This is a genomic window from Kitasatospora phosalacinea, assembly GCF_000716545.1.
Taxonomy (GTDB): domain Bacteria; phylum Actinomycetota; class Actinomycetes; order Streptomycetales; family Streptomycetaceae; genus Kitasatospora; species Kitasatospora phosalacinea.
In genome coordinates this window covers 164,416-178,277 of record NZ_JNWZ01000006.1, presented here as the reverse complement: position 1 = coordinate 178,277, position 13,862 = coordinate 164,416, and the positions used below count along the sequence as shown (strand labels likewise).

The following is a 13,862-nucleotide window of genomic DNA, read 5'->3' as shown; positions in this document are numbered from 1 at the left end:
GGCCCCGGTGGGGCGGGGGGCCGGTGCGGGTCGGGCATACTCGGGTGGGTGAGTATCGCAGCGCAGACCCGTAGCCTCCCCGTACCCGACGGCCTGGAGGGCGAGCGGCTGGACGCCGCCCTGGCCCGGATGTTCGGGTTCTCCCGCACCAAGGCCGCCGAACTCGCCGCCGAGGGCAAGGTCACCCTGGACGGCGCGGTCGCCGGGAAGTCGGACCGGGTCACCGCTGGGTCCTGGCTGGAGGTCGAGATCCCGGCCCCCGCCGCGCCCGTGCAGGTCGTCGCCGAGGCCGTCGAGGGCATGCGGATCATCCACGACGACGACCACGTCGTCGTCATCGACAAGCCGGTCGGCGTGGCCGCGCACCCCAGCCCCGGCTGGACCGGCCCCACCGTGATCGGCGGCCTGGCCGCGGCCGGCTACCGGATCTCCACCTCCGGCGCCGCCGAGCGCCAGGGCGTCGTGCACCGCCTGGACGTCGGCACCTCCGGGATCATGGTGGTCGCCAAGTCCGAGCGGGCCTACACCGACCTGAAGCGGCAGTTCCACGACCGGGTCACCGAGAAGAAGTACAACGCGCTGGTCCAGGGCCACCCCGACCCGCTGTCCGGCACCGTGGACGCGCCGATCGGCCGGCACCCCAGCAGCGACTGGAAGTGGGCCGTCACCCGCGACGGCAAGCCCTCCGTCACGCACTACGACCTGATCGAGGCGTACCGGGCCGCGTCCCTGCTGGACATCAAGCTGGAGACCGGCCGCACCCACCAGATCCGGGTGCACATGTCCGCGCTGCGGCACCCCTGCGTCGGCGACCTCACCTACGGCGCGGACCCGACGCTGGCCAAGCGGCTGGGCCTGACCCGGCAGTGGCTGCACGCCGTCTCGCTGGGCTTCGAGCACCCGGAGGACGGGCGCTGGGTCGAGTTCGCCTCCACCTACCCCGAGGACCTCCAGCACGCGCTGGACGTCATCGCGAGGGAGAGCTGAGATGGGCGGTGCGTCGACGGGCGTGTCGATCCGGGTGGTCGACGGGGACGCGGACATGGCGCTGGCGCGCGGTGTCCGGCACGAGGTGTTCGTGGTCGAGCAGGAGGTGCCGCGGGAGCTGGAGTACGACGCGTACGACGCGACCTCCACGCACCTGCTGGCCGTCGACCCGGACGGGGCCGCGCTCGGCACCGTCCGGATGATCCACGGGGCCGAGGCGCTGGCGATGACCGGCGGCACCGAGGGGCGGGTGCTGCTCGGCCGGCTCGCCGTGGTCGCCGCCGCCCGCGGGACCGGGCTGGGCGCGCAACTGGTGCGCGCGGTCGAGGAGTTGGGGCGGGAGCGGGGTGCCCGCGAGGTGGAGCTGCACGCCCAGGTGCAGGCGCTCGGGTTCTACGAGCGGCTGGGGTACGTGGCCGAGGGGCCGGTGTACGAGGACGCCGGGATCCCGCACCGGACCATGACGCGGGTGCTGTAGGGCGCGAGGGGGCGGGGCCGCGTCCGGGGCGTTCCGGACGCGGTCACCCGGTGCGCACGCGCGGCAGGGACTGCGGGTGGTGGTCGCGCAGGTGCGCCAGCAGGTGCTCGCGGGCGGCGAGCCTGAGGGCGGCGGCGGTGTCCGGGTCGCGGGCGGTCATCATGGCGCGCACGACGATGGTGGAGGGGGTGGTGTCGCTGACGGCCAGCGACCACTCCCGGCCGTCCCAGAGGTCGGTGCCGGCGAGGTAGCGCTCCAGTTCGACGCGCAGGGCGTCGACGGGGGTGCGGTGGTCGAGGTGCAGCAGCACCCAGGCGAGCAGGCCCGGGTCGCGGCGGGTCCAGTTCTCGTACGGCCGGGAGACGAAGTAGGAGACCGGGACGACCAGGCGGCGGTGGTCCCACAGGCGCAGCACCAGGTAGGAGAGGGTGATCTCCTCGACGGTGCCCTGCTGGCCGTCCACGACGACGGTGTCGCCGATCCGGACGGTGTCGCTGAAGGCGATCTGCAGGCCGGCGAAGAAGTTGCCCAGGGCGGACTGGGCGGCGATGCCCGCGATGATGCCGAGGATGCCGGCGGAGGCGAGCAGGCCGGCGCCGACGGTGCGCATCGCGTCGAAGGTGAGCAGCAGCGCGCCGACGGTGACGACCCAGACGACGGCGGAGCCGCCCCGGCGGACCAGGCCGAGCTGGGTGCGGACGCGCTGGACCCGGGAGGCGTCCTCGGTGATCGTCTCGTAGCGGCTGAAGACCGCCTCCAGGGCGGCGGCCAGCACCCGGACGGTCAGCCAGCCGAGCGAGCCGATCAGCACCAGCAGGACGCCGTGGCGGATCGCGGCGTCGTCGGTGCGGAGGATCCGGTGTACCGGTCGGGAGGCGAGCAACAGGGCCGACAGCAAAGCCAGTTGGAGCGGGACGCGGCAGCGGCGCAGCTCGGCCCAGACCGGGGCGTCGGGGTTGCGGGCCGCCAGGCGTTGAAGGATCTGGTCGGCCAGCCAGCCGGCGAACAGGGCGGCGAAGACGGCGGTGAGCAGGCTGGCGAGCGGCCAGAACACGGGTCACCTCGGGTGGTCGGCCAGGGGGTGGGGGATTCGCACCCTATCGCGGGGGATTGCGGCGGTTCGGGAGCCCGGGCCGGTGGCGCGGGACGCCGGGCGGGAGGCGCCCCGGGACTGACGGATTCCCTACCTGCCGCCCGGTTAGGATCTTCGGCATGGGCTTCGGTGGGGCGTGGCGCGGGTGGTGGACCAGGCGCAGGACGGTGCTGGCCGGCGGAGTGGCGGCCGTGCTGCTGGTCGGCGGCGGGGCGGTCGCGCTGGCGGGGCAGCCGGAGCGGGTGCACCGGGAGGACCGCTTCCTGGAGATGCCCGAGAGCGCGGGCGGCGCCGGGGCCGTCCGGATCGACACCTCGTTCTTCACCGCCGGCGGCTCCGGGCCGCGCCCGGCGGTGCTGCTGGCGCACGGCTTCGGCGGGTCGAAGGACGAACTGCGCCCGCGCGCCGAGGAGTTGGCCCGCGAAGGGTACGCGGTGCTGACCTGGTCGGCGCGCGGCTTCGGGAAGTCCACCGGGCAGATCGGGCTGAACCAGCCCGAGCGCGAAGTCGCCGACGTGTCGCGGCTGGTGGACTGGCTGGCGCAGCGCCCCGAGGTGCGGCTGGACGGCCCCGGCGACCCGAAGGTGGGCGTCACCGGCGCCTCGTACGGCGGGGCGGTGTCGCTGCTGGCGGCCGGGTACGACAGCCGGATCGACGCGATCGCCCCGCAGATCACCTGGTTCGACCTGGCGGACGCGCTCTTCCCGCAGGCCGCGCAGGGCGGTTCGGCCGCCGACGGGGTGTTCAAGAAGCTGTGGGCCGGGATCTTCTTCACCACCGGCTCGTCCTCGGCCTTCGGGGAGGGCTCGGCGCCTCCCGGCGGGGCTCCCACCGGGGCTCCCGGCGGGGCTCCTTCCGGGGCGCCGGACACCGGGGCCCCGGAGGCGGGGCCGGTGGGCTGCGGGCGGTTCCGGGCCGAGCTGTGCGAGATGTACGACCGGGTCGCGGCGGCCGGGCGGCCGGACGCCGACGCCGTGAAGCTGCTGGAGCACTCCAGCCCCGCCTCGGTGGCGGACCGGATCAAGGTGCCGACGCTGGTGGTCCAGGGCCAGCAGGACTCGCTGTTCCCGCTCGACCAGGGCGACCGGATCGCCAAGGCGGTGGCCGCGAACGGCGCGCCCGTCGCGGTGGACTGGTTCGGCGCCGGACACGACGGCGGCCAGGAGACCAGCACCCGCGCCGACGCCCGGATCACCGCCTGGTTCGACCACTACCTCAAGGGCGACGGCACGGACACCGGCCCCGCGTTCCGGGTCACCCGCACCGGCGGCGTCGACTCCACCGGCTTCCAGGCGGTGCTGCGCGGAGCCGACGCCGACGCCTACCCCGGACTGGACGGCACGGACCGGCGCGAGGTCGAACTGACCGGCCGCGAACAGCGGATCGCCAACCCGCCCGGCGGGGCGCCGCCCAACATCTCCACCCTGCCCGGCATCGGCGCGCTGGCCCAGCTGTCCTCGGTCGGCGCGGGCCTGTCCATCGACTTCCCCGGCCAGTACGCCTCCTTCGACTCGGCCCCGCTGGACACCGCCCTGGACCTGACCGGCGCCCCGTCGGTCTCGGTGCGGATCGCGGCGGACGCCCCCGAGGCGGTGCTGTTCGCCAAGCTGTACGACGTCGCCCCCGACGGCAAGCAGACGCTCCCGCAGCAACTCGTCGCACCGCTGCGGGTGACCGGCGCGGACGCGCCCGGCGGGCGGACGGTGCGGATCACGCTGCCCGCCGTGGAGCACCGGTTCCCGGCCGGGCACCGGCTGCGCCTGGTGCTGGCCGCCACCGACCTGGCGTACGCCTCGCCCGCCCGGCCCGCCACGTACACCGTCTCGGAGGCCGGGGCGCTGAGCGTGCCGACGGTGCCCGGGCTGCGCACCGAGTCCGCGCCGGTGCCGGACCGGACGTGGATGCTGCCGCTGGTCGCGCTGGCCGTCGCCGCGCTGCTGGTGTTCGCCCGTCGGCGCCGGGACACCGCCCCGGCGCCGGAGCCGGAGCTCGCCGACGTGCCGCTGGTGATCACCGGCCTGTCGAAGAAGTACAAGGGCTCCGTCGACCGGTACGCGGTACGGGAGTTGTCGCTGCGCGTGGAGCGCGGGCAGGTGCTCGGCCTGCTCGGCCCCAACGGCGCGGGCAAGACCACCACGCTGCGGATGCTGATGGGCCTGATCCGCCCCGACGCGGGCGAGGTTCGGGTGTTCGGCCAGGCGATCCGGCCGGGCGCGCCGGTGCTCTCCCGGGTCGGCGCGTTCGTCGAGGGCCCGGGCTTCCTGCCGCACCTGACCGGCCGGGCCAACCTGGAGTCGTACTGGGCGGCCACCGGGCGGCCCGTCGAGGACGCCCGCTTCGCCGAGGCACTGGAGATCGCCGGTCTCGGCGAGGCCCTGGAACGCGCGGTGCGCACCTACTCGCAGGGCATGCGGCAGCGCCTGGCCATCGCCCAGGCCATGCTGGGCCTGCCCGACCTGCTGATCCTGGACGAACCCACCAACGGGCTCGACCCGCCGCAGATCCGCGAGATGCGGGAGGTGATGGTCCGGTACGCCGCCGCCGGGCGCACCGTCATCGTCTCCAGCCACCTGCTCGCCGAGGTCGAGCAGTCCTGCACCCACCTGGTGGTGATGGAACGCGGGCAACTGGTGGTCGCCGGGCCGACCGCGGAGATCACCGGCGCGGGCGAACAGCTGCTGGTCTCGGTCGAGGACGGCTTCGAGGGCGCGTCGCTCGAAGCGGTGGCCGGGAAGCTGGCGGAACTGGCCGGCATCGCCTCGGCGGAGGCCGCGGACGCCGGGCTGCTGGTGCGGCTGGACGGCCTGCCCGCGAGCCGGCTGACCGCCGAACTGGTGCGCCTGGGCGTGCCGGTGACCGGCATCGGGCCGCAGCGCCGACTGGAGGACGCCTTCCTGTCCCTGATCCGAGGAGCGGCATGAGCGGGACGAACGGGACGAGCGGAACGACGGGTGCGGGCGGGGCCGTGCTCGGCGCCGCGGGTGACACCGCCGCGCCCGGCTACCGGGCCGGCCGGACGCTGCCGCTGCGGGTCGAGGCGATGCGCCAGCTGCGCCGCCGCCGCACCCTGGTGGTCGGCGGGGTGCTGGCCGTGCTGCCCCTCGTCCTGCTGGCGGCGTTCCAGCTCGGCGGCACGCCCGGGCGGGAGAACCGCACCACGTTCATCGAGCTGGCCACCTCCTCCGGGGTCAACTTCGCCACCACCATGCTGTTCGTGGGCACCGGCTTCCTGCTGGTCATCCCGGTCGCGCTGTTCTCCGGCGACGCGGTGGCCTCCGAGGCGAGCTGGTCCTCGCTGCGCTACCTGCTGGCGGCGCCGGTGCCCAGGGCCCGGCTGCTGGTGCGCAAGTTCACCGTGGCGATGGCGTTCTCGGCCGCGGCGGTGGTCCTGCTGCCCGCGGTGGGGCTGGTGGTCGGCACCGCCGCGTACGGCTGGGGGGACCTGAAGCTCCCCACCGGGGCGAGCCTGACCGCGACCGAGGCGCTGCCCCGGCTGGCGATCGCCGTGCTGTACGTGTTCCTCGCCGAGATCGTGATCGGCGCGCTGGCGTTCTGGCTCTCCACGGCCACCGACGCCCCGCTCGGCGCGGTCGGCGGCGCGGTCTTCGCCTCCATCGTCACGGGCGTGCTGGACGCCGTCACCGCGCTCGGCTCGCTGCGCGAATGGCTGCCCGCGCACTGGCAGTACGCCTGGGCGGACGCGCTCCAACCCCGGCTGGAGTGGGGCGGGATGGTGCAGGGCGTGGTGCTGTCGCTGTCGTACGCGGTGGTGCTGCTGGCGCTGGCGTTCCGCGGGTTCGCGGGGAAGGACGTGGTGTCCTGAGGGGGCGGGGCGGGGGCGGTGCCGCGTCACCCGTGTCACGTCAGCAGTGCCGCGTCACCGGGCGCCGTCGCGGACCAGGAGCAGGTCGAGGTCGAGGGCGTGGGCCCGGGACGTCCAGACGGGCAGGTGCTCGGTGAGGAACCAGAACGCCTCCTCCAGGTCGTCGTCGTCCAGCTCCTCGACGTCCTGCTCGTGGATGGACTCCGAGGCCAGGGCGGCGAGTTCGACCAGCAGGTCGGCGGTGTCGGTGCGGGCGGCCAGGGTCGGGCACGGCCAGGGCCAGTCATAGGCGGCGTCGGCCGGGAACGGCCAGGGGCGGGACCAGAGGGCGGTGAGGGCGGGGAGTTCCAGGGCGGTGAAGACCTCCGTCAGTTCGTCCCAGTGGCGGCCGGGGACGGAGACCGCGCCCAGGGGGGTGCCGAGGGCACCGGCGAGGGCGGGGAGCAGGGCGGTGTAGCGGGAGTCCGCGTCGGGGCGCAGCCGGCCGGAGAGCAACTCGGCGAGCGCGGCGGAGGGGGCCACGCCGGGAAGCGCGCGCTCGCCCGAGCCGGGCAGGCGCAGCAGGGTGGCGGCGTCCACCGCGAAAGCGGAGAAGTACTGTTCGGCCATGCCCGCATTCTGCCTCGGATGGGTGGCAACTGCCCCGGGGAGAGCGGGAATCGTCCGGGGAATCGGCGGGCGGACGGGGCGGTCGGGTCAGGCGGTCGGGGCGGTCGGTCAGGAGAAGCGGAAGAGCTGGGAGCCGTCGCCCGGTTTGCAGGTGGCGACGGTGAGCGTCTTGCCGCTCCCGTTGTCGGTCAGGCAGCCCTGCGGGCCGTAGCCGAACTTCAGCTGGAAGTTGCCGGAACCGGCGTCGGCGGGGTACCAGCTGATCATGTCGCCGAAGGAACCGGAGCCGGCGAGTTCGGCGATGCTGGGGCTGGTCGCGTACTGGGCGCCCAGGTTGATGCCGCTGCCGGCCTTGCAGGCGGTGAAGGTGGTCGCGCCGTTGGAGGCGGACTTGATCCAGCCGTAGGAGGTGTAGCCGCCGGAGACCACGGGGACGCCCGCGCTGACGGCGTCGGAGCCGAGGCCGATGGTCCGGCCGCTGCCGGTGTTGACCAGCCGGCCCCAGCCGGTGCCGCCGCAGCCCGAGGCGGGGCCGGACGGGGTGGTGGGGGCGGTGGTGGTCTGCTTGGGCGGGTTGGGGGTGCTGCCGCCGCCTCCGCCTCCGTTGTTGCCGGTGCCGGTGCCGGTGCCGCTGCCCGAGGTGGTCGAGGTGCCGCCGCCCGCGCTGCCGCCGCCGCTGCCGTTGGAGGTGCCCGGGTTGGTCCCGCCGCCTCCGCCTCCGCCGGTGCCCCCGTTGCCGCCGCCGGGGTTGCCGCCCTGGTTCGGGTCGGTGCCCGGAGGGACGGGGTTGTCGGCCGGATCGGTGGCGGGGGCGGAGGACGGCGGCGGGGCGGGGGAGAGCTGCTCGGTGCCGGAGGCGCTGGGGGACGGGGACGGGGGCGCGGAGGTGCCGGTGGCCGCGGCGGGGACGCTGCCGGGGTTCTGGGTCCGGTCGGCGGCGGTGTGCGCGTCCCGGTCCTGCTGCCAGGGCAGCAGGTCGAAGTGCTGGGCGGTCATCCCGCCGCCGGTGACCAGCACCACGGGCAGGATCAGGGTGGCCAGCCGGCGGCGCCCGGAGCGCTTCTCGGCGGCGGGGGCGGCGGTCGCGGCCGGAGCGGCGGCCGGAGCGGGCTCGGCGGCCGGAGCCGCCACCGGGGTCGCGGTCGGTTCCGGGGCCGGGACGACCGGCGGGCCCTCGACGGGTTCGGGCGGGGCGAGCACCGCGCCGAGGCCGGTCGGGGTGGACATCGCCTGCCGGGCGGCGACGGCCATCGCCGCCGCGTCCGGGTAGCGGTCCTCGGGCTGCTTGGCGAGCGCCTTGGCGACCACCGCCCGCACCGGAGCGGGCACGCTCTCCGGGAGCTCGGGCACCGGCTCGCGGACGTGCTTGAGCACCACTTCGAGCGGTGTCCCGCCGGTGAACGGCACCGCGCCGGCCAGCAGTTCGTACAGCACCACGCCGACCGAGTAGAGGTCGGACACCGCCGAGGCGTCCTTGCCCTCGGCGCGTTCCGGGGCCATGTACAGGGCGGTGCCGATCACCGCGTGGGCGGTGGTGATCCGGGTGTCGGCCAGGGTGCGGGCGATGCCGAAGTCGGTGACGGTGATCCGCCCGTCCGCGTCGATCATCAGGTTGGAGGGCTTGATGTCCCGGTGCACGATGCCCTGCCGGTGCGCGGCGTGCAGCGCGTCCAGCACCTGGGCGGCGACGTCCAGCGCCCGGTCGGGCGGGAACGCCTTGCGCTCGCGGGCCCGGTCGAGCGGCTTGCCGGACAGCAGTTCCATCACGATGTACGCGGTCCTGGCGCCCGGCTCGCCGTCGTCCTCGCCGTAGTCGTGGATGTGCACCACGCCGCGGTGGTTCATCGCGGCCAGCACCGTCGCCTCGCGGCGGAACCGGGCGGCGAAGACCTCGTCCTCCATCAGCGCCGGAAGCACGATCTTCACCGCGACCTGACGGCCCAGCACCTGGTCCTCGGCCCGCCAGACCTCGCCCATCGCGCCGCTGCCGAGCCGCTCGGAGAGGGCGTAGCGGCCCCCGAGCACGGTCCCCCGACCCCACATGTCCCGCATCCCCCGAGCATGGTGTACGACTTGTCAGCGGTCATTCTGACTGCTCGACCGCGCGGGGGGAAGCCGGTACCGCCCCGCGCCCCGCCCGGCCGCGGCGACTCTACACCCGTTGATCGGTGCAACCGCCGTGCGGGCGGTGGATCTTGACGCTCGGTCAGCCGGCCGTGCCTCGCCCCCGGGAACGGTGCCCGGGGGCGAGGGCCGTGCCGGCCGGGGCCCGGTCAGCGGCGCAGGCGGGCGTCGGTGGCCAGGGAGTCGACCAGGGCCTCGACGCTCGCGGGCGGGAGGCCGCGGGAGACGAACCAGGCGCCGACGTTGCGCACGTCCCGCTCCAGGAAGGAGAGGCCGCGCGGGTTGGCCACCACGTCGACGATCTGCGGCACGTCGATGACCACCAGGCGGCCGCGGTGCACCAGGATGTTGTAGGCCGAGAGGTCTCCGTGCGCGTAGCCGTCGTAGGCCAGCAGCGCGAGGCTGCGGCCCAGCTGCGCCCACAGGTCTTCGATGTCGGCCTCCTCGGCGCGCAGTTGGGCCAGCCGGGGCGCGGCCGTGCCGTCCTCGTCGCCGACGAACTCCATCAGGATCTCGGTGCCGGTGATCTGCACCGGGTACGGCACGGCGACGCCCGCCGACCAGAGCCGGCACAGCGCGGCGAACTCGGCGGCCGCCCACTGGCCCGCGATCGCCTCCTTGCCGAAGGCGGTGCGCTTGGCCATCGCCCGGGTGACCCGGGACTCCTTGTGCTGGCGGCCCTCCAGGTATCCCGAGTCGCGGTGGAACATCCGGTGCTGGGCGTCCCGGTACCGCTTGGCGGCCATCAGGGTGCGGCGGCCGGTGCCGGGGACGGCGCGCTCCAGCAGGAAGACGTCCGCCTCCTTGCCGGTCTTCACGATGCCCAGTTCGGTGTCCACGGCCGCGAGTTCGGTGACGACCCAGTCGGGGCGCGGCTCGGGGCCCTTCTCGGTCGGGGTGGACTGGTCCCACGTCGACCAGCGGTCGCCCACGGCGGGGCCGTCGGTCACGGGGGCGGTGAACCGCTCCTCGGCGCCGGTGTCGGCGTCGCCGTCGGTGTCGGCGGCGGACTCGGCGGAGGCGAAGTAGTCGTACTCGGGCTGGGAGTCGTCGAAGCGGTCGGCCCGGCGGCCGCGACGGGAAGCGCCCTTGGGGCGGATGCGGGAGAAGGAATCGCTGTCGGCAAAGCGCTCGCGCACTGCGGTGGCTCCTGAGGAGTGGCCCACCGGGGCGCGGAGTGACGCGCTGTCAGCCGGTGGGGCGAAGACGGGGGGAGGCGTATGGCGCGCACACGAGGGCGCGCCGCGTCACGGCGGCAACCATCGGTCTGCACCTCCTCTCGTCGGGCCCGCGAACGCGCAGGGCGCGGCGGGACGGGGACCACTCTAGGTTCGGGGGCGGACGCGGCGCAAAGGGTTTTTCCCGAGGAGTTCCCCGGGGGAGCCCCGGGCGGTGGCGGCAGGGCGGAGGGCTGCGGGGCACGGCGTGTTGGGGTGGGGAATTCCCTATCACGCTGTACCTTGGGGGAAGATAGGGAAGGATAGGGAATGAACGATTTCTACTCCGTCGAGGACGTGGCGGAGCTGCTCGGGCTGCACGTGAAGACGGTGCGGGGGTACGTGCGGGACGGGAAGCTCAAGGCGGTGCGGATCGGCAAGCAGTACCGGATCGCCCGGGCGGAGGTGGAGGCGTTCACCGGGGGCGGGGTGCCGACGGGGCCGGCCCGGGTGGAGGTCTCGGCGGTGGTGCAGGTGGACGGGGTGGGCGCGCGGGACGCGGACCGGCTGGTGACGGGGGTGCTGGCGGCGGCGTCGGCGTGGTCCGGGGGGCCGCGGCCGCTGTGGGTGCAGGCGGTGCGGGAGGAGGAGCGGAGCGCGCTGCGGTTCGTGGTGATGGGCCCGCCCCGGCGGGTGTCCGAAGTACTGGCGTTGGTCGACGAGTTGGCGGGAGGCATGCGGTGACGGCGATCCGGGAGCTGGGCGGGGCGCAGGTGATGGTGGCCGAGGCCGGGGGCGAGGCGGTGGCGGGGGAGCGGCAGGCGCTGGACCTGCTGGGCGACGCGCACTACCGGGGCGCGTCCTGGGTGGCGGTGCCGGTGGAGCGGCTGGGGGTGGAGTTCTTCCGGCTGCGCAGCGGCGTCGCGGGGGCGGTGGTGCAGAAGTTCGCGCAGTACCGGATGGGCCTGGCGGTGGTGGGGGACGTTGCGGAGCAGGTGGCGGCGTCGGACGCGCTGCGCGACTTCGTCCGGGAGAGCAACCGCGGCCTGCAGCTGTGGTTCGTCGCGGACCTGGCGGAGCTGGCGGAGCGGCTGGCGGAGTAGCGCGTTATGCCGGGCAGTCGACTTGCCCGCGAGGACTTCCGGTGCCAGGTGACATGTGCAATTGTACATGTCACCTGGCCGTCGGGACGCCCCGACGGCCTCCGACCCTCCGCCGCGGCCCCCGACCGCGGCTCCCCACGGCCCGGAGGCCCCCACGTGCGAACCTTCCGGAAGGCATGCGCCCCCGCAGGACGAACGCCGAGCCTGCTGCTCTCCCTCTGCCTGACCCTCGGCTTCCTCGGCGCGCTGGCGCCGAGCGCCGGAGCGGCCGCCCCGGCCGGACAGCGACCGGCCGCGTCCGACCACCCCGCGAAGGCGTCGAAGTCGGCGCCGCGCAGCACCGAGGCGGCCGAGCGCCGCAAGGACTCCGACCGCGACGTGCGCTCGGACGCCAGCGAGCGGCCGCCGCTGGCGGCCACCGGCGAGCCGGACGAACCCGGCGGCGCGCGGGCCGGAGCCCGCGCGGCCGCGGCGGCCTGCAACGCCTCGGACTTCACCGGCCGCACCGGCGCCGCCCTGGTCGCGCAGATCAAGGCGTCCACCGTGGACTGCGTCAACTCGCTGTTCCTGCTCAAGGGCAACGACGCGAAGGCGGCGTTCGACGAGACGCAGATGACCACCGTCGCCGACGCGCTGCGCGACCTGTCAGCCGCCTACCCGGGCGACGACTCCACCTCCGCCCACCAGATCGTGCTGTACCTGCGGGCCGGCTACTACGTGCAGTGGTACAACCCGGACGTGGTGGGGGCGTACGGCAGCAAGCTGAAGAGCGCGATCGAGGGCGGCCTGGACGCCTTCTTCGGCAGCGCGCACTCGCGGGACGTCACCGACGCGAACGGCGAGACGCTGGGCGAGGCGGTCGTCCTGATCGACAGCGCCGCCGAGAACGCCCGCTACCTGAACGTCGTCAAGCGCCTGCTGGACGGCTACGACAGCGGCTACGACGCGTCCTGGTACATGGTCAACGCCGTCAACAACGGCTACACGGTGCTGTGGCGCGGCCACCAGAACAGCGACTTCCCGCCCGCCGTGCAGGCCGACCCGAGCGTGCTGGACACCCTGCGGTCCTTCGCCTCCCGCAACGCCGCGCTGCTCGGCGGCGACCACGGCTTCCTGGTCTCCAACGCCGGCCGCGAACTGGGCCGCTTCCTCCAGTACCCGGCGCTGCTGGCGAAGGTCCGGCCGCTGGTGAAGAGCCTGCTGGACCAGAGCTCGATCACCGGGCGCACCGCCGCGCTGTGGGTGGGCCTGGCCGAGATGACCGACAGCTACGACCAGGCCAACTGCTCGTACTACGGCACCTGCGACCTGGCCGACCGGCTCAAGGCCGCCGTGCTGACGGTCGACCGCACCTGCAGCCCCAGCATCAGGATCCTCGCCCAGGCCCTGACGGCCGACCAGCTGACCACCGCCTGCACCAGCCTCAAGGGCCAGGACGCCTACTTCCACAACGTGGTCCGGGACGGCGGCGCGGTCGCGGACGACAACAACACCACCATCGACGTGGTGGTCTTCCACTCCAGCGGCGACTACCAGACCTACGCCGGCACCATCTTCGGGATCTCCACCGACAACGGCGGCATGTACCTGGAGGGCGACCCGGCCGCGGCGGGCAACCAGCCCCGGTTCATCGCCTACGAGGCCGAGTGGGTCCGCCCGGACTTCCAGATCTGGAACCTCAACCACGAGTACACCCACTACCTCGACGGCCGCTTCGACATGGCCGGCGACTTCGAGGCCGGGATGACCACCCCGACCGTCTGGTGGGTCGAGGGCTTCGCCGAGTACGTCTCCTACTCGTACCGCAACGTCGAGTACACCGACGCGCTCGCCCGGGCCGGGCAGCACACCTACGCGCTGTCCACCCTGTTCGACACCACCTACGACAACGCCGACCAGACCCGGATCTACGACTGGGGCTACCTGGCGGTCCGCTACATGCTCCAGTCGCACCGCGCCGACCTGGACGCGGTGCTGGCCGAGTACCGCGCCGGTGACTGGGACGGGGCCCGGACGATCCTCAAGACCACCATCGGCACCCGCTACGACGCCGACTTCGACGCCTGGCTGACCGCCTGCGACGGTGGCGACTGCGGCGCCCCGGCCACCCCGACCGCCCCCGAGTGCACCGGCACCGACACCCGGCAGCTCGGCCGGGGCTGCGGCCGCTCGAACGTCTCCGCCACCGCCGGCAACTACGCCTACTTCTACCTGTACGTCCCGGCCGGCACCACCAGCCTGACCGTCACCGCCGGCGGCGGCACCGGCGACGCCGACCTCTACTACAACGGCACCGGCTGGGCCACCACCGGCTCGTACACCGCCAAGTCCACCGGAAGCGGCAACGCCGGGACCCTCACCGTCAGCAACCCGCCCGCGGGTTACAACTACGTCAGCCTCTACGGGCAGCAGTCCTTCGGCGGCGTCTCCGTCAGCACCTCGTACTGACCGGCCCCCGCACCGGACGGCCCGGCCCACCCCCGGTGGG

11 protein-coding genes are annotated in these 13,862 nt (G+C 74.4%); 7 read left to right on the top strand and 4 right to left on the bottom strand.

What is annotated here, in order from left to right; all coding sequences use genetic code 11:
- Positions 1 to 48: 48 nt before the first annotated feature.
- Together OO48_RS05085 and OO48_RS05080 are read left to right on the top strand one after the other, a co-directional pair.
- Positions 49 to 987: an RluA family pseudouridine synthase gene (locus OO48_RS05085; protein WP_033213093.1), complete on the top strand. Its 939-nt coding sequence runs from the start codon at positions 49 to 51 to the stop codon at positions 985 to 987.
- Between the two features lies 1 nt (position 988).
- Entirely contained in the window at positions 989 to 1,465 is a 477-nt protein-coding gene (locus tag OO48_RS05080; protein ID WP_033213092.1) for a GNAT family N-acetyltransferase, read from the top strand.
- Positions 1,466 to 1,508: 43 nt separating this feature from the next.
- On the opposite strand, the gene OO48_RS05075 is transcribed toward OO48_RS05080, so the two are convergent.
- On the bottom strand, positions 1,509 to 2,519 hold the full coding sequence (locus OO48_RS05075; protein ID WP_033213091.1) for a mechanosensitive ion channel family protein: 1,011 nt from the start codon (positions 2,517 to 2,519) through the stop codon (positions 1,509 to 1,511).
- Positions 2,520 to 2,677: 158 nt separating this feature from the next.
- Here OO48_RS05075 and OO48_RS05070 point away from each other — a divergent pair, with 158 nt between their 5' ends.
- Positions 2,678 to 5,479: an alpha/beta fold hydrolase gene (locus OO48_RS05070; RefSeq protein ID WP_033213089.1), complete on the top strand. Its 2,802-nt coding sequence runs from the start codon at positions 2,678 to 2,680 to the stop codon at positions 5,477 to 5,479.
- Positions 5,476 to 6,381, top strand: a complete 906-nt coding sequence (locus tag OO48_RS05065) for an ABC transporter permease (RefSeq protein ID WP_425338505.1) — start codon at positions 5,476 to 5,478, stop codon at positions 6,379 to 6,381. The genes OO48_RS05070 and OO48_RS05065 overlap by 4 nt, the downstream gene beginning before the upstream one ends.
- A gap of 54 nt (positions 6,382 to 6,435) precedes the next feature.
- Here the strand turns inward: OO48_RS05065 and OO48_RS05060 are convergent, their stop codons facing one another.
- The 3 genes from OO48_RS05060 to OO48_RS05050 all read right to left on the bottom strand — a co-directional run bounded on the left by OO48_RS05060 (position 6,436) and on the right by OO48_RS05050 (position 10,253).
- A complete protein-coding gene (locus OO48_RS05060; protein ID WP_033213087.1) occupies positions 6,436 to 6,990 on the bottom strand; it encodes a hypothetical protein in 555 nt (184 codons plus the stop codon).
- 108 nt (positions 6,991 to 7,098) lie between these two features.
- Entirely contained in the window at positions 7,099 to 9,033 is a 1,935-nt protein-coding gene (locus tag OO48_RS34880; protein WP_051731740.1) for a serine/threonine-protein kinase, read from the bottom strand.
- Positions 9,034 to 9,263: 230 nt separating this feature from the next.
- Entirely contained in the window at positions 9,264 to 10,253 is a 990-nt protein-coding gene (locus OO48_RS05050; RefSeq protein ID WP_033213086.1) for a serine protein kinase RIO, read from the bottom strand.
- 348 nt (positions 10,254 to 10,601) lie between these two features.
- On the opposite strand from OO48_RS05050, the gene OO48_RS05045 reads away from it, so the two are divergent.
- From OO48_RS05045 to OO48_RS05035, 3 genes are all read left to right on the top strand, one after another.
- Positions 10,602 to 11,015, top strand: coding sequence for a helix-turn-helix domain-containing protein (locus OO48_RS05045; protein ID WP_033213085.1), 414 nt, complete (start codon positions 10,602 to 10,604; stop codon positions 11,013 to 11,015).
- A gap of 32 nt (positions 11,016 to 11,047) precedes the next feature.
- Positions 11,048 to 11,374 (top strand): DUF4180 domain-containing protein, encoded by a 327-nt coding sequence (locus tag OO48_RS05040; RefSeq protein WP_051731750.1) that lies wholly within the window; start codon positions 11,048 to 11,050, stop codon positions 11,372 to 11,374.
- A gap of 204 nt (positions 11,375 to 11,578) precedes the next feature.
- Entirely contained in the window at positions 11,579 to 13,822 is a 2,244-nt protein-coding gene (locus tag OO48_RS05035; protein ID WP_033213129.1) for a M9 family metallopeptidase, read from the top strand.
- The last annotated feature ends 40 nt before the right edge of the window (positions 13,823 to 13,862 follow it).